Below are 22,609 nucleotides of genomic sequence, written 5' to 3' on the forward strand. Positions count from 1 at the left end.
AAGTTAGCACAATTAAATCCTTTACCGACCCAAAGTTAGTGCGCTAACTTTCAGTAGCGGTACAGGAGCTCTCACTCAGGGCCATCTGCGCAGCTCTCCGCCCCGCTTACCCCAAGTAAGAGTGATCATGAGGTCTGAAGTGGTATCGATTGTGTTCGGTGGCCTGGTGCCGGGGTTCCTGGTCGGGTTGCTGGTGTTCCGGGTCAAGTCGAGGTGGTGTCCGCGTTGCGGCGAGTCCACGACCGTGGCCGTACACCCGCCGCTGGAGCGGGACCGGTGAACCGGCCGACGCTGACTGACGTCGACGAGCTGCCGATCGGCCGGCGGGTGGCCCGTTGGCGGGTACGCCGCCGGATGACCCAGCAGATGCTCGCCGACCGGCTCGGCAAGTCGAAGAGCTGGGTGGACAAGGTCGAACGCGGCGTACGCAGCCTCGACCGGTACTCGACCGTCCAGGAGATCGCCGAGGTGCTGCGCCTCGACCCGACCACACTGCTCGACCCCCGCAGGCCGCTACCGGCGGCGAACGCCGGTCTCGACGGGGTGGACGCGGTCCGCGCCGCGCTGGCCCGCTACCACCAGCGACCCGCCCGCACGGTGTCGCCCGCCGAGTTACAACGGCACGTCGCGCATGCCTGGCTCAGCTACCAGCACGCCCACTACACGCAACTGCTCCGGGCCCTGCCCAGCCTGCTCGACGCCGCCCATGCCAGCCCGGGACCGCTGGTGTCCGCGTACCGGATCACCGCATCGGTGCTGGTCAAGCTCGGTGAGGCCGACCTCGGTTGGCTCGCCGCCGACCGGGCCGTCGCCGCCGCCGTGGGCGACCCCGTCCGCGCCGGCACCGCCACCATCGCCGTCGCCCAGGCGCTGCGCGCGCTCGGCCGCGACCGGCTCGCCCTCACCGCCGCCGTCGCCGCCGTCGGCACCGCCACCCACGACACGGTACGCGGGACGCTGTTCCTCCAGGCCGCGCTGGCCGCCGCCGGCTATGGTGACGGCCGTCGCGCCGACGACCTGATCGACCACGCCACCGTTCTCGCCAACCGGTGTACGAGTGGCGACGACCCGCACCACACCGCGTTCGGCCCCGTCGCCGTGCTGCTGGCCCGGCTCCTGACCGCCCTGCGCCTCGGCGACCCGGCCGAGGCGGTCTACCGCCATGAGAAGGCCATCGGGCGCGAGGACTGGCGTCGGCTCCCCGTCGAGCATCGGGCCGCGCACCTCGTCGACGCCGCCCGCGCCTACCTCGAAGCCGGTGACCTCGCCGCCGCCGGTCGTACGCTGGTCGACGCCGACACCATCGCGCCCGCCGAGGTCCGCTGCCGCCCCGCCGCGCGTACCCTCGTCGCCGAGATCGCCCGCAGTGGGCCGCCGGCCGCCGACGTAGCCCGCCTCGCCACCACCGTCGGCCTCACCCGCTGACCGTCAGGGCGGTCAGTCCTTGAGGAGTTGGCGGGCCATGACGATGCGTTGGACCTGGTTGGTGCCTTCGTAGATCTGGGTGATCTTGGCGTCGCGCATCATGCGTTCGACGGGGTAGTCGCGGGTGTAGCCGTAGCCGCCGAGCAACTGCACGGCGTCGGTGGTGATCTCCATGGCGGCGTCGGAGGCGAAACACTTGGCCGCCGCACCGAAGTAGGTCAGGTCGGCATCGCCGCGTTCGGACTTCCCGGCCGCCGTGTAGGTCAACTGGCGGGCGGCCTCCAACTTCATGCCCATGTCGGCGAGCATGAACTGGACGCCCTGGAACTCCGCGACCGGTTTGCCGAACTGCTTACGCTCCCGCACGTAGCCCTTGGCGTAGTCCAGCGCCCCCTGGGCGATGCCGACGGCCTGGGCGGCGATGGTGACGCGGGTGTGGTCCAGGGTCTTCATGGCGGTGGCGAATCCGGTCCCCGGCTCCCCGACGATCCGGTCAGCCGGAATCCGCACGCTGTCGAAGTACACCTCGCGGGTGGGGGAGCCCTTGATGCCGAGTTTCTTCTCGGGTGCGCCGAAGCTGACCCCGGGGTCGGACTTCTCGACCACGAACGCGGAGATGCCCCGGGACCGGGCGGCCGGGTCGGTCACCGCGAAGACCGTGTAGTACTCCGAGACGCCGGCGTTGGTGATCCACCGCTTCACGCCGTTGAGGATCCAGTGATCACCGTCACGGACGGCCCGGGTGGTCATGGAGGCCGCGTCGCTGCCGGCCTCGGGCTCGGACAGGCAGTACGAGAACATCGCCTCACCCGCCGCCACCGGCGTCAGATAACGCCGCTTCAACTCCTCCGACCCCGCCAACAGCAGGGGCATCGTGCCCAGTTTGTTCACCGCCGGGATCAGCGACGACGAGGCACACGCCCGCGCCACCTCCTCGATGACGATCGCAGTGGCCAGGGCGTCCGCGCCCGCGCCGCCGTACTCGACGGGGATGTGCGGGGCGTGGAAGTCGGCGGCCCGCAGGGCGTCGTACGAGAACGTGGGGAACTCCCCCGTCTCGTCGGCCTCGGCCGCGTGCGGGGCCACCTTGGCGGCACAGACCTCACGGACCGCCTCGCGGACCGCGTCGTGCTCCTCGGGCAACCGGTAGACGTCGAACGTCTGTTCTGCGGCCATGTCGGCCCTCCCCTTTCACCGCTATCATGCGCAGTCTGTGTGCCGTCTCCAGGCCGCCGACTGCCGCAGACTGAAGGATAGCCATCGTGGTTCCCCACCACGTTACCGGCCGGTAGGATCGTGCCGGGCAGGCGTCGACAGCGCACAACTACGCTGACCGAACGACAGGTTTTCCATCGGTGCCCGGCCAGGCGCCGCAGCCGATTGCGACGCAGTGAAGCGCCGCCAGTGCGAGCGGAGAAGACAGGCGTGACGATCCCGTACCCGAACATCCAGCCGGCGCCGACCATCTCCCCGGTGGCGCCCCCCTCGGGTGCGCCGCGTCCCCGGGTGACGTTCCTGGGCACCGGCTACCTCGGCGCGACGTACGCCATCTGCTACGCCGAACTGGGCTACGAGGTGCTCGGCTTCGACGTCGACGCCGACAAGATCGCCAAGCTGAACGCGGGCGAGGTGCCGATCCACGAGCCGGGCCTCGACGAGCTGCTGCGGCGCAACCTGGCCGCCGGCCGGCTGCGGTTCTCGACCGACATCGCCGAGACCGCCGACTTCGGCGACGTGCACTTCATCTGCGTCGGCACCCCGCAGCGGGCCGACGGCATGGGCGCCGACCTGTCGTACGTCGAGGCCTCGGTGACCGCCCTGGCCCAGCAGCTCACCCGCAAGGCGCTGATCGTCGGCAAGTCCACCGTACCGGTCGGCACCGCCGAGTGGGTGGAGCAGCTCGTCGGCAAGCACACCCCGGACGACCTGGGCGTCGAGGTGGCCTGGAGCCCCGAGTTCCTCCAGGAGGGCTTCGCCGTCGACGACGTGCTGCGCCCCAACCGGATCGTGGTCGGCGTCAAGACCGAGTGGGCCAACGCCATGCTCTACGCCGCCCACAAGGGCGTCTTCGACCTGGCCGCCACCGAGGACCGGGAGGTCCCGCTGGTGGTCACCGACTTCGCCACCGCCGAACTGGTCAAGGTCGCCGCGAACGCCTTCCTGGCCACCAAGATCTCCTTCATCAACGCGATGGCCGAGGTCTGCGAGGCGAGCGGCGGCGACGTCACCCAGCTCGCCCGCGCCATCGGCTACGACCCCCGGATCGGCAACCGGTTCCTCCAGGCCGGACTCGGCTTCGGCGGCGCGTGCCTGCCCAAGGACATCCGCGCCTTCCAGGCCCGCGCCCAGGAGCTGGGCGCCGGTGAGGCGCTGCGCTTCCTGCACGAGGTCGACCTGATCAACCTGCGTCGTCGCACCCGGGTCCTCCAGCTCGCCGCCGACCTGCTCGGCCGCCGCTCCGGCCCGGCCGGCCCGGACTTCTCCGGCACCCGGATCGCGGTGCTCGGCGCGACCTTCAAACCCAACACCGACGACGTCCGCGACGCCCCGGCCCTCGCCGTCGCCGCGCTGCTCGCCAAGGCCGGCGCCGACGTGCACGTGTACGACCCGCAGGGCACCGAGAACGCCCGCCGGGTCGCCCCCGAACTGGTCTACGAGTCCAGCGTGAACGACGCCGTCTCCGGGGCCGACCTGGTCTGCGTACTCACCGAGTGGGCCGACTTCCGCAACGCCGACCCGGTCGCCCTCGGCGAGCTGGCCGCCGGCCGTCGGGTCGTCGACGGCCGCAACTGCCTCGACGCCGCACTGTGGACGCAGGCCGGCTGGGAGTACCGGGGCATGGGCCGCCCCTGACGACACCGCGACGCGCCGGCGCGGGAGGTGATCCTCCCCGCGCCGGCGCGTTTTTTGTACCCCTAACGGAGCGGCAGGTGTCGAAATCCACGCCCGCTCAGGGCATGCTGCGTGGGGGCGGCGTCCACAGTGCGTCCGGCCGGGTGGAGGGATGTCGTGGAGAGCTTCCAGTGCTCCTCGTGCGGGCGGCAGATCAAGCCGGCGGCCCGCTGCCCCAACTGCGGGGCCGAGCAGCCGCAGTGGCGCGAACACCTGGCCGAGATCGAACGCTCCATCGCCGAGATGAAGGCCCGCGACGCCGAGATCGCCCGGGAGCAGCGGCAGATCGCCGCCAAGATGCAGGCCGCCCTGTTCCAGCGGGACATCCTCGCCCACGCCGGTGAGGAACGCATCAAGCAGGCCACCCGGCCGCGTCGGGTGCTGCGCCGCAAGGCGGACCGGCGACCACCCACCGCCACCACCGGGGCACCGCCCCGGGTGCCCCGGCAGGGTGCCCCCGCCGGCCCGGCCGGCCCCGACGAACCGCCGCTCCCACCGCCGTACCGGACCGCCACCTGGCTGGGCGCGGACAACCCGGAACACCCGGCCGAGGCCTCCTCCCGGGAGGTGCAGAACATCCCGCTCGGGCTGGGCGCGCTGGTGCTGGCCGTGGCCGCGGTGGTCTTCGCCGGCGTCGCGACCAGCTCGATGGACGCCCTGGCCCGGCTCGGCATCCTGCTGGTCGCCACCGTCCTGCTGCTGCTCGCCCCGCCGGTGCTGGCCCGCCGGGGGCTGACCTCCACCGCCGAGACGATCGCCACGGTCGGCCTGCTGCTGGTGCCGCTGGCCGGGTACGCGCTGTGGGCGGTCGACCGGATCGGGGCGTCCGGGGCGGTCTTCTCCGGGGTGATCTTCGCGCTGACCACCGGCGTCGCCCTCGCCTACGCGCTGGGCACCGGCCTGCGGGCACCCCGGTTCGCGGCGGTGCTGGCCGCCCAACCCGTGGTGCCGCTGCTCGTCTACGAATGGATCAGCGGCCCGACCGGCTGGGCGGTGGTGCTCACCGTGGTGGCCGTGCTCGACCTCGCGCTGGTCCGCTCCGGCATCATGCGGGAACGGCCGGCCGCGCCGGAATCCACCCCCGACCGGCCGGCCGGGCCGCCCCGGCAGCGGGTCGCCCCGGACGGCCGGCCGGAGGGGGCACCCGAGGAGTCGGGCGAGGTGCTCGACGGCTCGACGGCCACCCCGGGCGGCGCCCCCCGGCCGGTGCCGTGGCTGGCCCAGACGACCTGGCTGCTGCACGGGGTGGCGGTGGCCCTCGCCCTGGCGTACGCGGTCACCGCGCTGCTGCGGGCGCAGACCGTACCGGCGGCCACCGCCGCCGGCGCGGCGCTGCTGCTGGCTGCGGCGGTGGGCCTGGCCGGCACCCTGCTGCTGCGCCGTCCACCGTTGCCCGACGTGGGCGCCGGCATCCTCACCCTGGCCGTGATCGGCGCGCTGGGACGGGTCGCCTCGGTGGCCTTCCCGGGCCGGGCGCTGCTGCTGATCGCCGCGGTCATCACGGTGACCGGGCTGGCCGTGCGGGCCGTACCGGAAGCCGCCCGGCGGGGGCCGCAGCTCGCCTCCGCCGCAGCGCTGACCGTCAGCGGCCTGGTGGTGGCCGGCGGTGCGCTGCGGGCCGGGCTGGCACCGGTCCAGGCGGCGCTGCCCGCCTGGCGGGCCGACCTGGCCGCGTTCCCCGGCGAGGTGGCGGCGGCGGCCGGTCCGTCCGCCGGGCAGCTCGCCGCCGGTGCCCTGCTGCTCACCGTCGCGGCGGTGCTCGCCCTGCCGCCGGAGATCCGCCGCGAGTTCGCGGTGGTCGGCGCGGGGCTGACCGCGCTGGCGGTGCCCGCCTCGCTGGGTCTGGGCTGGGCGACGGCACCCTGGCCGATGGTGCTGGCGGCGGTCGCGATCGGCGTGGCCGGGCTCTGGGCCGGCACCACCCGGGCGGCGGTGGTGCACGCGGGGTCCGCCACCGTGGTCGGGTTCCTCGGGGCCGGTGCCGCGCTGAGCCGACCGGCGCTGACCGCCGCCGCTCTGGCCGTGCTGATGCTGGCCGGCGTGCTGGTGGCGCTCGCGCCCCGGGTCCGGATCGCCCCGGCCGCCGCCGACGTCCTCTCCGGCTGGGCCGCCGGCGGCGCGGCGTTCGCGCTGCCCGGCGCGGTCGCCGCGTTCGTCGCGGCCACCGAGCCGTCCGGGCCGGTGCTCACCCCGGCGGTGCTGCGGGAGCTGACGGTGCCGATCCTGGCGGCGGGGTTCCTCGCCGTCTGCGTCACCCTCGGCTATGCGGCGGTGATGCAGGTGTCACAGCGGCACCTGAGCCTGCCGCACGCCGTCGGCACCGGGCTGGGCGCGCTGGCGGTGATCGGGGCCGCCTTCTTCGCCCCGGGCCGGACGGCCGCCGACGCCTGGCTCGGCGGGCTGGTGCTGGTCGCCACCCTGCTGCTGCTCTTCGCCGGCCGGATCGACGCACGTCGCCCTTCGGATCTGGCGTTCGACGGTGCCGACCTGGCCGCCGCCGCCGTCACCACGGCGCTGATCGCCACCCTCGCCCGGATCACGGCGGTCATCTCACCCGGCGGGCAACTCGCGGTCGCCGCCGTGCTGGTGCTGGTGGTCGCCGTCGCCGCGCGGGCGATGCCCGAGGAGTGGCGGCGCGGGCCGGTGCTCGGCATCGCCGTCGGCGCCGCCCTGATCGGGGTGCTGGCCGGCTGGTCGGCGCTGCGCGGCGGGGTGGGTGTGCTGGCCACCCCGGGTCCGATCTGGGCCGGTGACCTCACCGGTTGGCCGGCCGCGCCGACCGGCGGCTCGACCTGGCAGGCCCCCGTCGCGCTGGCGCTGCTCGCGCTGGCCGCCGCGATCCTGCTCCCCACCCCCTGGAAGTACGACGTGGCCGGGGTCGGCGTGGTGCTGGCCACCGTCGGCGTCCCGGCCGCCTTCGACCTGCCGTGGTGGTCGCCAGTCCTGGTGGGGCTGACCGTCGCCACCGTCTTCGGCACCGCCGCGGTGGCCTCCGCCGACCCGCGCGCCGGGCTGTCCCGGGCCACCGTGGCCGGGGTGGTCGCGCTGCACGCCGCCGGGGCCGGGCTGGTGCGCCCGTGGACGACGGCGCTCGCCCTGGGCGGCATCGCACTGATCGGCCTGACCGTGGCGGCGATGGCCCGGTCCCTGGCCCCCTCCCTGGTCGAGGACGTCGAGACCGAGGGGATGCCGCCGCACCTGGTGCAGATCGGTGGCCTGGCGACCGCCGCCGCACTGCTCGCGCTCCCCGGCGCGGTCGCCGCGCTCGCCGCCGAGTTCGGCCACGGCGCGCAGGTGGTGCTGACCGCCGCGCTGGCCGCGTCCAGCTTCGGGCTCGCCGCGGTGGCCGCCGTCCGCCGGCAGGTCCCGCAGTATCTGCCGTACGCGAGCGCGGCGGTCGCCGGCGGGGCGACCGTCAGCGCCGTGGCCGCCATCTTCGTCGACCTCCCGTCCGGGGTGTTCGCCGCCGCGGCGGCGCTGCTCGGGGTCCTCGCCGAACTGGTCCGGGCGGCGACCGTGCCACCGGTCGGGTCCGCCCGGCCGGTACGCCGCTGGGCGGTCCTGCTGGACGGCGCGCTGCGCCGGCTGCCCGACGACGGCACGCAGCGACGCTGGCGGATCGACCCGGCCGCCGGGGCGCTGGCCGCGGCAGCCGTGCCCACCGTGCTGGCCCTGATCTCCCTCGCGCCGCTGCTGTTCGTGGCGCTGGTGGAGCCGCACCGGATGCTCGCCCACGTCTGGCAGGGGCCACCGCCGCAGTTGCGGACCCCGCCACCGGAACTGGTGGACCCGACGCACGTGCTGACCGCGCTACTGCTCACCGGCACCGCCGCGCTGGCCGCCACCGGGCTGGCCGGTGGCCGCCGGTCCCGGGCGGTGCCGGTGGTGCTGCCCGGTCTCGCGGTGACGCTGCTGATCACCCCGATCGCGTTGGGGATGGCCTGGCCGCAGAACGCCCTGGCCGCCCTCGCCGTCTTCACCATCTCGATGCTGGGGCTCGCGTTGACCCCGCCGCCCCCGCTGGCCGAGCGGGCCCGGTCGCTGCGGCTGGCCCGGGTGCTGGTCTTCGTCATCGGGTTGGCCGGTGGCGGCGCGGGGCTGGCCGGCAGCCTCGCCAGCGAGGGGCTGACCCTGTTCACCCTCGGTGGCGCGGTCGGCGTCGGGGTGGTGGCCGCGCTCTTCGGCACCACCGGGCGGGCCCGCATCCTCGGCTGGCTGTTCGCCTCGCTGATGGCGCAGCTCTTCGTGCTCACCGCCGGTCTGGTGGCCGGCTTCCCCGCCGTCTGGTCGGCGTTCGGGGTGCTCGCGGTGGGCGCGGCGTTGCAGGTGTTCGCCGCGACGCTGCCCCGGCTGCGGCGGCCCGAGGCGCAACGGGAGGCCGCCACCGTCGAGTGGAGCGGGTACGCCGCAGCGCTCATCGCCCTGGCGCTGGCGTTCGACTCGCCCCGGCACATCGCCGCCCTGCTCGCCGCCTGGGGTGCCGTGCTGGGGGTGGCCGCCGTCCGGCCGGGGCGGCGACCGGTGGAACGCCGCATCCTGTTCTGGGCGGTGGTCGCCTGCGAGATCGTCGCCTGGTGGATCATGATGCGGGTCGCCGACGTGGCGCTGCCCGAGGCGTACACGTTGCCGTTCGCGGCACTCGCCCTGCTGGTCGGCATCCTCGAACTACGCGACCGCCCCGACCTGTCGAGCTGGGTGGCGTACGGCCCGGCGCTGGTCGCGGCATTCGTGCCGACGCTGGCGATCGTGCTGGCCACCGACTCCAGCATGCTGCGTCAGGTGCTGCTGCTGCTCGGCGCGGTCGCGGTGCTGGTGTACGGCTCGACCAGCCGGCAGCAGGCCCCGGTCATCGTCGGCGCGGCGGTGACCGCGATCGCGGCGGTGCACGCCCTGTTCAGCCTCGGCCCGTGGCTGGTGCTCATCCCGGTCGGCCTGGTCCTGCTGGTGCTCGGGGCGAGCAACGAACGCCGCCGCCGCGCCCAGGACAGGCTCCAGACCGCCCTGCGTTCCATGCGGTGAATCGGAGGGTCACGGCGGGGTCGGACGTGGTCAGGCCCGGTGAGCCGGGTGGTCGTAGGCGGGCGCATCGCGGCCAGGGGTGGACCGGGCGGTCACGCCCCGGCCGGAACGGCCCGGGGCCGGCCACGGTGATCGACTCGCTTGGGGCGACGTTGCGGTATTGACGGGGCCGGATACCGCAACATCGGCCCCATTGCGCGGGCTGCCCCTGGCGGGCATCAGGTCAGGGAGGCGCGGAGGGCGGCGTCCTTCTCGGCGACCAGGTCCTCCAGGTCGGCCTGGAAGGCGGTCATCCGGGCACGCAGGGCCGGGTCGGTCGCGGCCAGGATGCGGACCGCGAGCAGGCCGGCGTTGCGGGCGTTGCCGATCGACACGGTGGCCACCGGGATCCCCGCCGGCATCTGCACGATGGACAGCAGCGAGTCCATCCCGTCCAGGTGCTTGAGCGGCACCGGCACCCCGATCACCGGCAGCGGGGTGACCGAGGCGACCATGCCGGGCAGCGCGGCCGCCCCGCCCGCCCCGGCGATGATCACCTTGAGTCCCCGGTCGGCGGCGTCCCGGCCGTACTCGATCATCTTGACCGGGGTGCGGTGCGCGGAGATCACCGCCACCTCGTACGGGACGTCGAACTCGTCCAGGGTGGCGGCGGCGGCCTTCATCACCGGCCAGTCCGAGTCGCTGCCCATGATCAGCCCGACGGTGCTCACCCGTGCCCCTCCTGCAGCCAGCGGGCGGCCCGCGCCGCCCGCGCCCGTACGTCGTCCAGGTCGTCGCCGAGCACCGTGACGTGCCCGATCTTGCGGCCGGGCCGGACCTGCTTGCCGTACAGGTGGACCCGGGCGCCCGGCTCGGCGGCGAAGAGGTGGTGCAGCCGCTCGTCGAGGGAGATCCCGCCCGGCTCACCGCCGAGCACGTTCGCCATCACCACCACCGGGGCGGCGAGCGAGGTGTCCCCCATCGGGTAGTCGAGCACCGCCCGCAGGTGCTGCTCGAACTGGGAGGTCCGGGCCCCCTCGATGGTCCAGTGCCCGGAGTTGTGCGGGCGCATCGCCAGCTCGTTGACGACCAGCCCGGTGTCGGTCTGGAACAGCTCCACCGCCAGCAGGCCGACCACGCCGAGCGCGGTGGCCAGGTCGATGGCGAGCTGCTGGGCGGCGACGGCCGACTCCTGCGCCAGGCCGGGCGCGGGGGCGAGCACCTCGACGCAGATCCCGTCCCGCTGCACGGTCTCCACCACCGGATAGACGGCGACCTGCCCGAACGGCGAGCGGGCCACCTGCACCGCCAACTCCCGGCGCAGCGGCACCCGCTCCTCGACCAGCAACGGGGTGCCCCCGGCGAGCAGGGTCGCGGCCAGTTCGGCGGCCTGGCCGGCGTCGTCGACCAGCCACACGCCGCGCCCGTCGTAGCCGCCCCGGGCCGCCTTGAGCACCACCGGCCAGCCGTGTTCCGCACCGAAGGCGAGCAGGTCCGCCGGGTCCTCCACCGGCCGCCACGCCGGGTTGGGCGCACCGAGCGCGCCGAGCCGTTCCCGCATCACCCGCTTGTCCTGCGCGTGCAGCAACGCGTCGGCGGGCGGGAACAGCTTCACGCCCTCGGCGGCGAGGGTGCGGATGTGCTCGGTCGGGACATGCTCGTGGTCGAAGGTGACCACGTCGCAGCCCTTGGCGAAGGTGCGCAGCGCGGCGACGTCGGTGTGGTCGCCGTACTGCACGTCGGCGGCGACGAGCGCGGCGCCGTCGTCGGGGGCGAGCGCCAGCACACGCAGTGACTGGCCGAGGGCGATGGCGGCCTGGTGGGTCATCCGGGCCAGTTGGCCGCCACCCACCATGCCGACGACGGGCAGACCGGTACGGGAGTCCATAGCGCCGCCAGCCTAACCGGGCCGGGACCGCCGGCCGACCCGAGGGCCACCCCCGGCGGGCCGGCTCAGCCGAGCTGGGCGAGCAGGTCGTCGACCGAGGTCACCGGGCGCTGGCAGACGAACCCCCGGCAGACGTACGCGGTGGGCCGCCCGTCGACCGGCGGCCGGTCGGCGAGCAGCGGCACGCCGGGCTGGTCGGGCCGGCCGGCGACCACCACCGCGCCGGGTGGGGCGTGCCGGTGCGCGGCGGCGACCAGCGGGTCCCCGGCCGGGTCGTCGGTGACCACCGCGATCTCGTACGGCCCGGACAGCAGCGCCTCCCCGGTGGTGGCGGCGTACCCGGTGAACCGGGCGTGCCGACCGACGATCGGCGCGACCGTGGACAGGGCCGCCTCGGCCGCCTCCCGGTAGCGGGTCTCCCCGCTCAACGCCGCGTACGCGGTCAGCGCCGCCGCGATCGCCGACCGGCCCGACGGGGTGGCGTTGTCGGTCGGGTCGGCCGGCCGGGCGACCAGCCGTTCGGCGTCGTCGGCGGTGTCGTAGAACCCGCCGTCGGAGGCGGCGAACCGGGCCAGCGCGACGTCGAGCAGGCCGCCGGCCAGTTCCAGCCAGCGTCCCTCGCCGGTGAGCTGGTGCAGCGCGCAGAACGCCTCGGCGACGCAGCCGTAGTCCTCCAGCACGCCGGCCGGCTCGCCGACGACGCCGTCGCGGGAGGCCCGCCGTAGCCGGCCGTCGACCAGGTGTACCCGGGCCAGGTGCTCGGCGGTCTCCCGCAGCGCCCCGTCGGCGACGATGGCGATCCCGTCCATCAGGTTGGCGTCCTCGTCGTCGGGGGTCACCCGGATCGCGACGACCTGGAGGAACTCGACGAGCGCGGTGATCGCCAGGCCGTTCCAGGCGGCCACCACCTTGTCGTCGCGGGCCGGTTGGGGGCGGGTGTCCCGGGCGGCCAGCAGCCGGCCCACCACGCTGCGCCAGCGGTCCCGGATCTCCGGGTCGGCGTCGTCGACGTCCCGGGCCAGCCGCAGCACGCTGGTGCCGGCGGTGCCGTGCCCGGCCGCGTCCGCGTCGTCCGACCCGGCGGCGGGCCGGGGTTCGAAGGTGCCGACCTCGGTGACGTCGAACAGGTCGGCGGCGAAGCGGCCGTCGTCCTCGCCGAGCACCGCGACGAGCTGCGCCGGGGTCCAGACGTAGGTGAGGCCCTCCACCCCGTCGGTGTCGGCGTCGAGCGCGGAGGCGAAACCCCCGCCGGGGCGGTGCAGTTCGTCGGCGAGGAACCGGGCGGTGTCCCGGGCCACCCGGCGGGCCAGCGGGTCGCCGGTGAGCCGCCACAGCTGGGTGTAGACCCGCAGCAGCAGGGCGTTGTCGTAGAGCATCTTCTCGAAGTGCGGCACCGTCCAGTGGGCGTCCACCGAGTAGCGGGCGAATCCGCCGGCGAGTTGGTCGTGCAGGCCGCCCCGGGCCATCGCCTCGGCGGTGTGCCTGACGATCTCCAGGCTGCGCGCCGAGCCGGTGCGCTGGTGGTGCCGGAGCAGGAACAGCAGGTTCATGTGCGGGGGGAACTTCGGTGCGCCCCCGAAGCCGGCGTTGGTCTCGTCGTACTCGGCGGCGAGCTGGTCGGCGGCGGCGTCGAGCAGTCCGGCGGTGAGCGGGGCGGTGGGGCCGCCGACGGCCTGGGCACCGCCGATCGCCTCGACCACTGCGGCGCCCTGCCGCAGCACGGCCTCCCGCTGCTCCCGCCACGCGGTGCCGACCGACTCCAGCAGCCGGACGAAGTTGGGCTTCGGGAAGTAGGTGCCGCAGAAGAACGGGGTGCCGTCGGGGGTGGCGAAGACCGTCATCGGCCACCCGCCCTGGCCGGTCATCGCCTGGGTGGCGGTCATGTAGACGGCGTCGACGTCGGGCCGTTCCTCACGGTCCACCTTGATCGCCACGAAGCCGGCGTTGACCAGCGCGCCCACCGTCTCGTCCTCGAACGACTCGTGGGCCATCACGTGGCACCAGTGGCAGGCGGCGTAGCCGACCGAGATGAGCACCGGGACGTCGCGCCGTTTCGCCTCCGCGAACGCCTCGTCGCACCACGGCCACCAGTCGACCGGGTTGTCGGCGTGCTGGAGCAGATACGGCGAGGTGGCCTGGGCGAGTCGGTTCACCCGACGACCCTATCGACCCCCGCGCGCACCCGCCGGGGCAACCGTCCCGCCGAAACCGGGCCTTCCCCCGTTCACATTCATCGTCTTTGATCTGTGCGGGTGCGGTGACCGGCACCGCCCTGCGAGGAGGTACCCATGCGCGGTTCCCGTCTCCTGTCGGCGCTCACGTCGGTCGCGGTGGTCGCGGCGGTGTTCAGCACCGCCGCCCCCGCCTCGGCCGCCGTGGACCCCGGCACCCGGGTCTCGGCGACCACCACGGTCGGCACGCACAACGCGTACGAACGTGGGACGTACACCTATCTGGCGCAGGCGCTCGACGCCCGCCCCGGCCTGATCGAGCTGGACGTCTGGCCGGACATCATCACCAAGCAGTGGCGGGTCAGCCACTCCAACCCGCTGGGCAACGACAACAACTGCGTCGCCGCCACCACCCCCGCGCAGCTCTACACCGGCACCCGCAACAAGAACCTGGAGAACTGCCTGGACGACATCCGGCTCTGGTTCGACGCCCACCCCGACGCCGGGCCGCTCCAGCTCAAACTGGAGCTGAAGACCGGCTTCAGCAGTCGTACCGGGCAGGGGCCGGTGCAGCTCGACGCGGTGCTCGCCGCCCGGCTCGGCAGCCGGGTGTTCCGCCCCGCCGACCTGCGCGGCGGGTACGCCACCCTGGACGCCGCCGCCCGCGCGAACGCCTGGCCGACCCGGGCACAACTCGCCGGCAAGGTGATCGTGGAGCTGATCCCCGGCACCGTCGAGGAGGGCAACCCCACCGACACCCTGTGGACCGACATCGAGTACGCCCAGCACCTCGTCGGCCTGGCGGCGGCCGGCACCCTCGGCCAGGCGCAGGCGTTCCCGGCGGTGCACCGGGCCCAGTCCGGCGACCCGCGCACCAGGTACGCGGACGCCGGCCTGCGCCCGTGGTTCGTGCTGTTCGACGGCGACGCCAGCGCGTACGTCACCGGCGGCATCGACACCTCCTGGTACGACACCAACCACTACCTGCTGGTGATGACCGACGCGCAGAACGTCCCACCGGCGGTCGGCAACACCGACCCGACGGCCGCCCGCGCCCGGCTCGCCCAGCTCGCCGCCGCCCACGCCAGCGTCGCGTCGGCGGACTGGGCCGCGATGCCGTCAGTCGTCGGCGAGGTGGTCTCCCGGGGCTGACCGACCCGCCACGCCCGCCCCGGACCGGCCGGCGTTGCTCACCATGTCGTCGATGTAGCGGTATCCCGGTGCCGGGATACCGCTACATCGACACCCTTGAGTCGATCACGACCGACCGACCGACCGGCCGTGCCGGCGGGCGGGGCCGCGCCGGGCCTGCGGGGTGCGGCGCGGTCAGGAGACGCCGTCGGCGCGCAGCGGGAAGACGTTCGACTCGGCGGAGTCACGCAGGGAGCCGAGCACCGCGCCGATCTTGTCGGCGGGCATCGGCTTGAAGAAGTGGTAGCCCTGGGCGGCGGTGCAGCCCAACGCCACCAGCGCGGCCCGCTGCTCGGCCGTCTCCACCCCCTCGGCGACCACCCGCAACCCCAACTCGTGGGCGAGCCCCACGGTGGCCCGGACGATCGCCGCCGCCTCCGGCGAGTCGGCCATCCGGATCACGAAGGAGCGGTCCACCTTCAGCTCGTCCACCGCGATCCGGGTCACGAACGACAACGACGAGAAACCGGTGCCGAAGTCGTCGACGGCCAGCTGGACGCCCATCCTGCGCAGGTTCGCCAGCACCTCGTCGATCACCTCCAGCTCGCTCATCACCACCGTCTCGGTGATCTCCAGGACCAGCCTGTGCGGCGGCACCTGGTGCCGGCGCAGCGCGTCGGCGATCTCCGCCGGCAGCCGGGGGTCGAGCAGGCTACGCGCCGAGAGGTTCACCGAGATCGGCACGTCCAACCCGTCCCGGGCCCAGCCGGCGGCCACCGACAACGCCTTGTCCAGCACATACCTGGTGAAGGTGCCGAGCTGTTCGCTGTTCTCCACCGGGCGGATGAAGTCGGACGGGCCGAGCCAGCCCCGCCGGGGATGCTGCCAGCGGATCAGCGCCTCCACCCCGGTCGGTGCGCCGGTGGCCAGGTCGACCGCCGGCTGCAGGGCCAGCACCAGCTGGTCGTCGGCCTGCAACGCCTCCCGCAGCTCGGCCAGCAGGGCCAGCTGGTCGGTGCTGGCGGCGTCCCGGGTGCTGTCGTACGCGGCGACGCTGCCGCCGCCCTCCTTCGCCTGGTACATGGCGATGTCGGCCCGGCGCAGCAGCTCGGTCAGGTCGGCGGTGCCCGCCCCGGCCACCACCACCCCCACCGAGACCTCCACCGACATCCGCACCCCGGCCACCTCGGTCGGCGCGGCCAGCCGCTCGGCGATCTCCCGGGCCTGCCGCAGCGCGTACGCCATCGGGGCGGCCCGGTCACCGATCACCGGCACCGACGTCAGCAGCAGCGCGAACTCGTCGCCGCCGAGCCGGGCGAGCAGGTCACCGGGACGGGCCAGGGTGCCCAGCCGGTTGCCGGTGAGCCGCAGCAACTGGTCACCGGCGGCGTGCCCGAGGGTGTCGTTGACCTCTTTGAACTGGTCGATGTCGAGCAGCAGCAGGGCCACCGGGTGATCGTGGGCGAGCTGCCGCAACGCCTGGTCGCCCTTGGTCAGCATGGCCGTGCGGTTGGCCAGCCCGGTCAACGCGTCGTGCACCGCGTCGTACGACGAGCGGGCGCTGACCAGTCGCAGCTCCCGGTGGGTGGCCGCGTCGTGCAGGGCGGCGGCCAGGGCGTCGGAGTAGGCCGCCAGCGCGTCGCGTTCCCGGTCGTCAGGCGGCCCCGAGACGGGGAACCGGACCCGGATCTGCCCGACCTGAACGTCCCCGACGACCAGCGGCCGGACGAGTTCGTGCGCGTCCGGGGCCGCCCCTGCGGGCGGTCCGGCCTGCCGGTCACGGACGCGGCCCGACGAGTCACCCCGGTAGCGCCGCCACCGGCCGTCGGCCCGGGCCACGTCGACGTCGACCAGTTCCGCACCGAACAGGGCCAGCGCCCCGGTCACCGCGGCGGTTGCCACCCCCCGCTCGTCGAGCTGGTTGAGGGCGGCGGTGGCGTCGGCGAACGCGCGCCAGGTGCGCTGCTCCTGGTCGGCGTGCAGCCGGTGCCGGTAGGTCTGCTGGAGCAGCCAGAGCAGCGGCGGGAGCAGCAGCAGCCAGCGCGGGTCGATCTCCAGCAACGCCACGACGACCAGCCCGACCAGCACGTTGCCGACGAACATGAGCACCTTGCCGCGCAGCGCGACGAGCAGCGCCGGGCCGACCGCCACACCGTGCCGCAGGGCCAGGGTGGCCCCGCCCAGCCCGGCGGTGGTGAGCAGGTAGGTGACCGCACCGGCGACGAGGGCGGGCACGAGCGTCGGGGTGGGACCGGCCAGGAACGGCTCACCCAGCGCGGTGGCGACGACCACGGCGAGCGCGGTCGCCGCGGTCAGCGCGGCGGCGATCCGGACCAGCTCCACCGGGGGACGGCGGTCGGCGGCCAGTGACATCGCCGTCCAGGCCGCGCCGGTGCCGAGCAGCGCGGCCGCCGGCAGCCAGCCGGCCGGCGCCAGGTAGAGGCAGACGATCAGGGCGGCCTCGCCCCAGGTGATGCTCACCATGCCGGTGGCGGTGCGGAACCGCAGCCGGGCGAGCTGGGCCAGGGCGAACACGGCGGTGACGATGCCGAACCGGGCGACGGCCGGGAGCGGGTCGTCGGCCGGCAGTACGGTGGGCAGGCGCAGGCCGACCAGCACCGCCACCAGGGCGGTCACCGCCACGGCGAGAGTGAGGACACGCACCCGCAGCGGAGTCTCCGGTGGCGTCGACCCGTCGTCGGACGCGCCGGCCCTGCCGGAGGTCACCGCCCGGCTCCGTCCGCGGGGCCGTCGACGGCACGACGGATGAACGCGGCTACGACGGTCATGGCACCCCCTCCCGCGCACGGCTCAGGGACTTACGTCCCCCGGCGGAAGGCTAAGCCAATCCGGGTGGCCGCAACAGGGGGCGACGACCCGGATCGGCGTGATTCACGCTTCGGCACCCCTCTCAGGGCTGCTGGTGGCCGCTGGGCGGGTTCGCACGTGATTCCTGCCCCGTCGTCCCGTCCGACGGGCCGGTGGCCGACGAATCGGCCCCGACCGGACCACCCTGGTGGGGGAACCGCTCGGGCAGCCGGCGCAGCCGGGCGTTCATGTTGCGGATGAGCAGGACGGTGGCGGTGCCGAGGAGCACGATGAGGAAGAGACCCATCGGCCCGGCCAGGCCGCCCGTGCGGGTGTCCCCGAAGTTGTTCTCCGCGAGCACCTGGACAGCGTTCAGCATGGTGTCTTCTCCGATGTGCGGTGGAGTGTCAGCGTAGCCCCGCATCCCGGTCACCCGGCACGGACGGCTTCGCGCACCCCGGCGAACAGGTCGGATTCCGGCAGCGGGGAGTCGACCGTCGAACGGACGAGCTGGAAGTCCTCGGTCGGCCAGGCGCGCTGCTGCAACTCCATCGGCACATGGAACCAGAAGCCGTCCGGGTCGACCTGGGTGGCGTGGGCGCGCAGCGCGTCGTCACGGACCGGGAAGTACTCGGCGCACTCGACCCGGGTGGTGATCCGGGGACCCTTGTCCGGCCGCTCGTCCCACCGCTTGAGCCACTCCTCGTACGGCGAGGTGAGGCCGGCGGCCAGCATGCCCTCGTGCAGGGCGGTGATCTTGCCCTTGGAGAAGCCGATGTCGTAGTAGAGCTTCATCGGCTGCCAGGGGGTGCCGAGCTCGGGGTAGCGGTCGGGGTCGCCGGCCGCGTCGAACGCCGCCACGCTGACCTTGTGGCACATGATGTGGTCGGGGTGCGGGTAGCCGCCCTCCTCGTCGTAGGTGGTCACGACGTGCGGACGGAACTCCCGCATCAGCTTCACCAGCGGCCCGGCCGCCACCTCGACGTCCTGGAGGGCGAAGCACCCCTCGGGCAGCGGCGGCAGCGGGTCGCCCTCGGGCAGGCCCGAGTCGACGAAGCCCAGCCAGGCCTGCTCGACGCCGAGGACGGCCCGCGCGGCGTCCATCTCGGCCCGCCGGATCTCGCCGATGTTGGCCCACACCTCGGGACGGTCCAGCTTGGGGTTGAGCACACTGCCCCGTTCACCGCCGGTGCAGGTCACGACAAGCACGTCCACCCCCTCGGCGACGTACTTCGCCATGGTGGCGGCGCCCTTGCTGGACTCGTCGTCCGGGTGTGCGTGCACGGCCATGAGACGCAGCTTCTCTGCCAACGTGGGCGCTCCTCGTCTGTGCCCGTCGGCGGCCCGCTCCGGGTCGCTCGCCCGACCTGCCGTGGTGACCTGCCGGCGCGGTTGCCGACCTGCCGGGCCGGGCTCGGCCCCGGGCTGGGAAGATGGACCCTGTCATTCTTGCCGATGCCGCCGACAACAACGCCAGGAGATACCCGCCGGTGACCGAGACGCACGCCACAGTTCCCTCGGCCGCGCCGGTGTTCCCGCCCGGCCGGTACGGACGCCGGCGGGAGCCCGAGCGCCGTCGCCCCCTGCTGCGCTGGGTGCTGGCGGGGGTCCTGATCGCCGGGTTGGTGCTGGCCTCGACGCAGCTCTACCAGCGCTACGGCGACCCGGAGTACAAGCCCGAGGTGATCACCTACGCCGACATCGACGACACCGGCGTCCGGGTCGACTTCCGGGTGACCCTGCCCGCGGGCGGCGCGGCGGTGTGCCTGGTCCGGGCCCGCTCGCACGCCGGGGCCGAGGTGGGCCACGGGGAGGTCACCGTGACCGCGGCCCCCGGCCAGCGGCACGTCACCACCCGGCACCGGGTCAGCACCACCGAACGTCCGTTCATCGGCGAGGTCGTCCGCTGCCGTCCGGCCGGCTGAACGGCGACGGGACCAGGCCCCGCGTCGCGGCGGGCCGCCGGCCGTCCCCCGACCGGGTGATCAACGACGCCCGGGAGTGCGGGCCACTGGTAGGTTGGTAAGTCACCTGTCAGCCAGCACGCACATCCGAGGAGTACGCCTGTGTCCACCAATGACCACAAGGCGCCCGCCACCTGGCTGTCCCAGGACGCGCACGACCGCCTCCAGGCCGAACTCGACGAGCTGATCGCCAACCGGCCGGTCATCGCCGCCGAGATCAACGCCCGGCGGGAAGAGGGCGACCTGCGGGAGAACGGTGGCTACCACGCCGCCCGCGAGGAGCAGGGCAAGGCCGAGGGCCGCATCCTCTACCTCAAGGAGCTGCTGCGCACCGCCCAGGTCGGCGAGGCGCCGACGGCCGACGTGGTGTCGCCCGGCATGGTCGTGACCATCTACTTCGACGACGACGAGGGCGACACCGAGACGTTCCTGCTCGGGTCGCGGGAGATCGCCGCCACCACCGAGCTGACGGTCTACAGCCCCGAGTCGGCGCTCGGCAAGGCCATCCTGGGCGGCCGCCCCGGTCAGGCGTGCACCTACACCGCGCCCAGCGGGGCGGACATCAAGGTGACCATCGTCAGCTTCGAGCCGTTCTCCGGCTGAGCCGCGCCGCCGCCGGGTCCACCGGACCCGGCGGCGTCCCCCGGGGCAGGGCCGCCTGCGGCTCACCCCTCGGCCGTGAGGACCACCTGGTAGCCACTGGCCCGCAGGGCGCTGATCAGCGTGTCGGAGTGTTCGACCCCCCGGGTCTCCACCGACAGGGCCACCTCCACCTCGCCGAGCCGCAGGTGCGGGTTGGCCCGCTGGTGCTCCACGTCGACCACGTTCGCCCGGTGCTCGGCGATCTCGGTGAGCAGCGAGGCGAGCTGACCGGGCCGGTCCGAGCAGCGGACGGTGACCCGCAGGTAGCGGCCGGCGGCGGCGAGACCGTGCTCGATCACCCGCATCATCAGCAGCGGGTCGATGTTGCCGCCGGAGAGCACCGCCACCGTCGGGGTCCGTACCCGCACCGCCCCGGCGAGCAGCGCGGCCACCCCGACCGCTCCGGCCGGCTCGACCACCTGCTTGCCCCGTTCCAGCAGCATCAGCAGCGCCCGGGAGATGTCCTCCTCGGCGACGGTGACCATCTCGTCGACCAGCTTGCGGACGTGGTTGAAGGTGATCTCCCCGGGCCGGCCGACCGCGATGCCGTCGGCGATCGTGGCGAACGCCGGCAGCCGGACGGGTTCCCCGGCGGCCAGGGAGGGCGGGAACGCGGCGGCGCTTTCCGCCTGGACGCCGATGATCCGCACGTCGGGCCGCAACGCCTTCGCGGCCACCGCCATCCCGGAGATCAGGCCGCCACCGCCGACCCCCGTGATGATCGTCTCGACCTCGGGGCACTGTTCGAGGATCTCCAGCGCGACGGTGCCCTGCCCGGCGATCACGTCCGGATGGTCGAACGGGTGGATGAACACCGCGCCGGTACGCTCCGCGAAGGTCTGCGCGGCCACCAGCGACTCGTCGACGGTGTTGCCGATCAGCTCGATCCGCGCGCCGTACCCCTTGGTGGCGGCCACCTTCGGCAGCGGCGCGTTCACCGGCATGAAGACGGTGGCGTGGGTGCCGACCAGGCCGGCGGCGAGCGCCACCCCCTGGGCGTGGTTGCCGGCGCTGGCCGCGACCACGCCCCGGTCCCGCTCGGCCGCCGACAGCCGGGAGATCCGCACGTACGCGCCGCGCACCTTGTACGAGCCGGCGCGTTGCAGGTTCTCGCACTTGAGCCACACCGGCCCGGCCAGCGCCGCGCTCAACGGCCGGGACGGCTCCAGCGGGGTGGTCCGGGTGACCCCGGCGAGCAGCTCCCGGGCGGCCCGTACGTCGGCGAGGTCGACCAGTTCCGTCATGCCCCGATCGTGCCACCCGACCTCGGCCCGACGGCCGGGGAGGGCGTGTCGACCCGGGGATAGCCGGGGGCGTGCCGGGTCCACGGGGCCTGCATCTCGAACTGCCCGGCGACCCCGAGCAGCAGCAGTTCCGAGCCGGGCGGGCCGACCAGCTGCGCGGCGACCGGCAGGCCGTCCGGGCGGCGACCCACCGGCACCACGATCGACGGCAGGCCGGCGACGTTCCACGGCGCGGCGAACGGGGCGTACCGGATGTTGGTCCGCATGTTCGCCAGCCAGGAACGGCCGGACCAGGAGGTGGCCTCCGGCGGCGGCCCGGCCAGCGCCGGGGTGAGCAGCAGGTCGACCCCGTGGTCGGTGAAGAAGCCGACGGAGCGGTCCCGCCAGGCGGCCCGCTCGGCCTCCCGCACGTACCCCCGGCGTTGCGCCCACTCCCCCAGCGCGACGTGCCGGCGACTGCGCCGTTGCAGGCCGCGCCGGTCGATGCCGGCGGCCCGCACGTCGGACGCGGCGGCGGCGAGCCAGGTGGCGATGCCCTGCAGGCCGAGCGCGGTCGGGTACACCGGGTCGGCGGGCACGGTGTCGTGGCCGGCGGCGGCGAGCAGCCGGCCGGCGGCGGCCACCGCGTCCCGGTTGGGGGCGTCCGGCGCGACGCCGCGCACCGGGGAGCGCAGCGACACGCCGACCCGCAGTCGGGGCGGCGGGACGAGCTTGTCGGGGCGACGCCCGGCGAGCACCTGGAAGCCGACGGTGGCGTCGGCGACCGTGGTGGTGAGCATGCCGTGCTCGGTCAGCCCGAACCAGTCCTCCGCGCCGAGCTGGCACGGGACCACGCCCCGGCCGGGCTTGAGCCCGACCAGACCGCAGCAGGCGGCCGGGATGCGGATCGAGCCGAGCCCGTCGTTGCCGTGCGCGATCGGCACCAGCCCGGCCGCGACCGCCGCGGCGGCCCCGCCGGAGGACCCCCCGGGCGTGTACCGCAGGTCCCACGGGTTACGGGTGACGGCGGTGGCGTCGTCGGTGATCGCCCAGAGTCCCAGCTCCGGCATCCGGGTCACCCCGAGGATCACCGCGCCCGCGCCGCGCAGCCGGCGCACCACCTCGTGGTCGGCCTCCGCCACCGCGGTACGCGCGGCGGCCGACCCGTTCCAGGTGGGCAGGCCGGCGACCGGGGTGTTCTCCTTGACCGCCACCGGCACGCCGGCGAGCGGAAGGTTCGCCAGCTCCTCCTGCTCGTCGACCTTCTCCGCCTCGGTGATCGCCTCGCCGCCCCGGACCACCCGGAACGCGGAGAGGGCACCGTCGACCCGGCCGACGTGGTCCAGGTGGTCGGCGACGACCTGGGTGGCGGAGACGTCGCCCCGGCGTACCCCCCGGGCGATCTGCTTGGCGGTCGCCCCCACCCAGGTCGGCATGATGTCCTGCACGGCCACCTCTTCCCAGCCC

General features: G+C 74.3%; 16 protein-coding genes. 7 read left to right on the forward strand and 9 right to left on the reverse strand.

Annotated features, from left to right (window positions below):
- Positions 1 to 139: 139 nt before the first annotated feature.
- Together ACN260_RS24800 and ACN260_RS24805 are read left to right on the forward strand one after the other, a co-directional pair.
- Positions 140 to 280 (forward strand): hypothetical protein, encoded by a 141-nt coding sequence (locus tag ACN260_RS24800; protein WP_422753289.1) that lies wholly within the window; start codon positions 140 to 142, stop codon positions 278 to 280.
- Positions 277 to 1,425, forward strand: coding sequence for a helix-turn-helix domain-containing protein (locus ACN260_RS24805; RefSeq protein ID WP_422753290.1), 1,149 nt, complete (start codon positions 277 to 279; stop codon positions 1,423 to 1,425). The genes ACN260_RS24800 and ACN260_RS24805 overlap by 4 nt, the downstream gene beginning before the upstream one ends.
- Positions 1,426 to 1,437: 12 nt before the next feature.
- Here ACN260_RS24805 and ACN260_RS24810 read toward each other — a convergent pair whose 3' ends face one another.
- On the reverse strand, positions 1,438 to 2,601 hold the full coding sequence (locus tag ACN260_RS24810) for an acyl-CoA dehydrogenase family protein (protein WP_422753291.1): 1,164 nt from the start codon (positions 2,599 to 2,601) through the stop codon (positions 1,438 to 1,440).
- A gap of 249 nt (positions 2,602 to 2,850) precedes the next feature.
- Between ACN260_RS24810 and ACN260_RS24815 the strand changes: the two genes are divergently transcribed.
- Complete coding sequence (locus tag ACN260_RS24815; RefSeq protein WP_422753292.1) at positions 2,851 to 4,278, forward strand: UDP-glucose dehydrogenase family protein; 1,428 nt, start codon at positions 2,851 to 2,853, stop codon at positions 4,276 to 4,278.
- Positions 4,279 to 4,434: 156 nt separating this feature from the next.
- The gene (locus ACN260_RS24820; protein WP_422753293.1) at positions 4,435 to 9,336 is read left to right on the forward strand and encodes an SCO7613 C-terminal domain-containing membrane protein; all 4,902 of its coding nucleotides are present in this window, start codon (positions 4,435 to 4,437) and stop codon (positions 9,334 to 9,336) included.
- A 218-nt stretch (positions 9,337 to 9,554) separates the two neighbouring features.
- On the opposite strand, the gene purE is transcribed toward ACN260_RS24820, so the two are convergent.
- The 3 genes from purE to ACN260_RS24835 all read right to left on the reverse strand — a co-directional run bounded on the left by purE (position 9,555) and on the right by ACN260_RS24835 (position 13,356).
- Positions 9,555 to 10,046 (reverse strand): 5-(carboxyamino)imidazole ribonucleotide mutase, encoded by a 492-nt coding sequence (gene purE / locus ACN260_RS24825; protein WP_204956508.1) that lies wholly within the window; start codon positions 10,044 to 10,046, stop codon positions 9,555 to 9,557.
- Complete coding sequence (locus tag ACN260_RS24830) at positions 10,043 to 11,203, reverse strand: 5-(carboxyamino)imidazole ribonucleotide synthase (protein ID WP_422753294.1); 1,161 nt, start codon at positions 11,201 to 11,203, stop codon at positions 10,043 to 10,045. Before ACN260_RS24830 ends, purE begins: the two co-directional genes overlap by 4 nt.
- A 65-nt stretch (positions 11,204 to 11,268) precedes the next feature.
- A complete protein-coding gene (locus tag ACN260_RS24835; RefSeq protein ID WP_422753295.1) occupies positions 11,269 to 13,356 on the reverse strand; it encodes a thioredoxin domain-containing protein in 2,088 nt (695 codons plus the stop codon).
- Between the two features lie 135 nt (positions 13,357 to 13,491).
- Here ACN260_RS24835 and ACN260_RS24840 point away from each other — a divergent pair, with 135 nt between their 5' ends.
- The gene (locus tag ACN260_RS24840; protein WP_422753296.1) at positions 13,492 to 14,526 is read left to right on the forward strand and encodes a phosphatidylinositol-specific phospholipase C domain-containing protein; all 1,035 of its coding nucleotides are present in this window, start codon (positions 13,492 to 13,494) and stop codon (positions 14,524 to 14,526) included.
- A 174-nt stretch (positions 14,527 to 14,700) separates the two neighbouring features.
- Here ACN260_RS24840 and ACN260_RS24845 read toward each other — a convergent pair whose 3' ends face one another.
- The 3 genes from ACN260_RS24845 to mca all read right to left on the reverse strand — a co-directional run bounded on the left by ACN260_RS24845 (position 14,701) and on the right by mca (position 18,624).
- Positions 14,701 to 17,175 (reverse strand): putative bifunctional diguanylate cyclase/phosphodiesterase, encoded by a 2,475-nt coding sequence (locus tag ACN260_RS24845; RefSeq protein ID WP_422756818.1) that lies wholly within the window; start codon positions 17,173 to 17,175, stop codon positions 14,701 to 14,703.
- Positions 17,176 to 17,416: 241 nt separating this feature from the next.
- Positions 17,417 to 17,692 carry a hypothetical protein gene (locus ACN260_RS24850; RefSeq protein ID WP_422753297.1) on the reverse strand — a complete coding sequence of 92 codons (276 nt, stop codon included), beginning with the start codon at positions 17,690 to 17,692 and terminating at the stop codon, positions 17,417 to 17,419.
- Positions 17,693 to 17,742: 50 nt separating this feature from the next.
- On the reverse strand, positions 17,743 to 18,624 hold the full coding sequence (mca, locus tag ACN260_RS24855; protein WP_422753298.1) for a mycothiol conjugate amidase Mca: 882 nt from the start codon (positions 18,622 to 18,624) through the stop codon (positions 17,743 to 17,745).
- Between the two features lie 179 nt (positions 18,625 to 18,803).
- Between mca and ACN260_RS24860 the strand changes: the two genes are divergently transcribed.
- Both ACN260_RS24860 and greA read left to right on the forward strand, forming a co-directional pair.
- Positions 18,804 to 19,238, forward strand: coding sequence for a DUF4307 domain-containing protein (locus tag ACN260_RS24860; RefSeq protein WP_422753299.1), 435 nt, complete (start codon positions 18,804 to 18,806; stop codon positions 19,236 to 19,238).
- A gap of 141 nt (positions 19,239 to 19,379) precedes the next feature.
- Positions 19,380 to 19,880: a transcription elongation factor GreA gene (greA, locus tag ACN260_RS24865; RefSeq protein ID WP_204928278.1), complete on the forward strand. Its 501-nt coding sequence runs from the start codon at positions 19,380 to 19,382 to the stop codon at positions 19,878 to 19,880.
- A 62-nt stretch (positions 19,881 to 19,942) separates the two neighbouring features.
- Here the strand turns inward: greA and ilvA are convergent, their stop codons facing one another.
- Together ilvA and ACN260_RS24875 are read right to left on the reverse strand one after the other, a co-directional pair.
- On the reverse strand, positions 19,943 to 21,163 hold the full coding sequence (gene ilvA / locus ACN260_RS24870) for a threonine ammonia-lyase (RefSeq protein ID WP_422753300.1): 1,221 nt from the start codon (positions 21,161 to 21,163) through the stop codon (positions 19,943 to 19,945).
- A complete protein-coding gene (locus ACN260_RS24875) occupies positions 21,160 to 22,596 on the reverse strand; it encodes an amidase (RefSeq protein WP_422753301.1) in 1,437 nt (478 codons plus the stop codon). The genes ilvA and ACN260_RS24875 overlap by 4 nt, the downstream gene beginning before the upstream one ends.
- Positions 22,597 to 22,609: the final 13 nt, after the last annotated feature.

The organism is Micromonospora sp. WMMD708 (genome assembly GCF_049315245.1).
GTDB classification, from domain to species: domain Bacteria; phylum Actinomycetota; class Actinomycetes; order Mycobacteriales; family Micromonosporaceae; genus Micromonospora; species Micromonospora wenchangensis.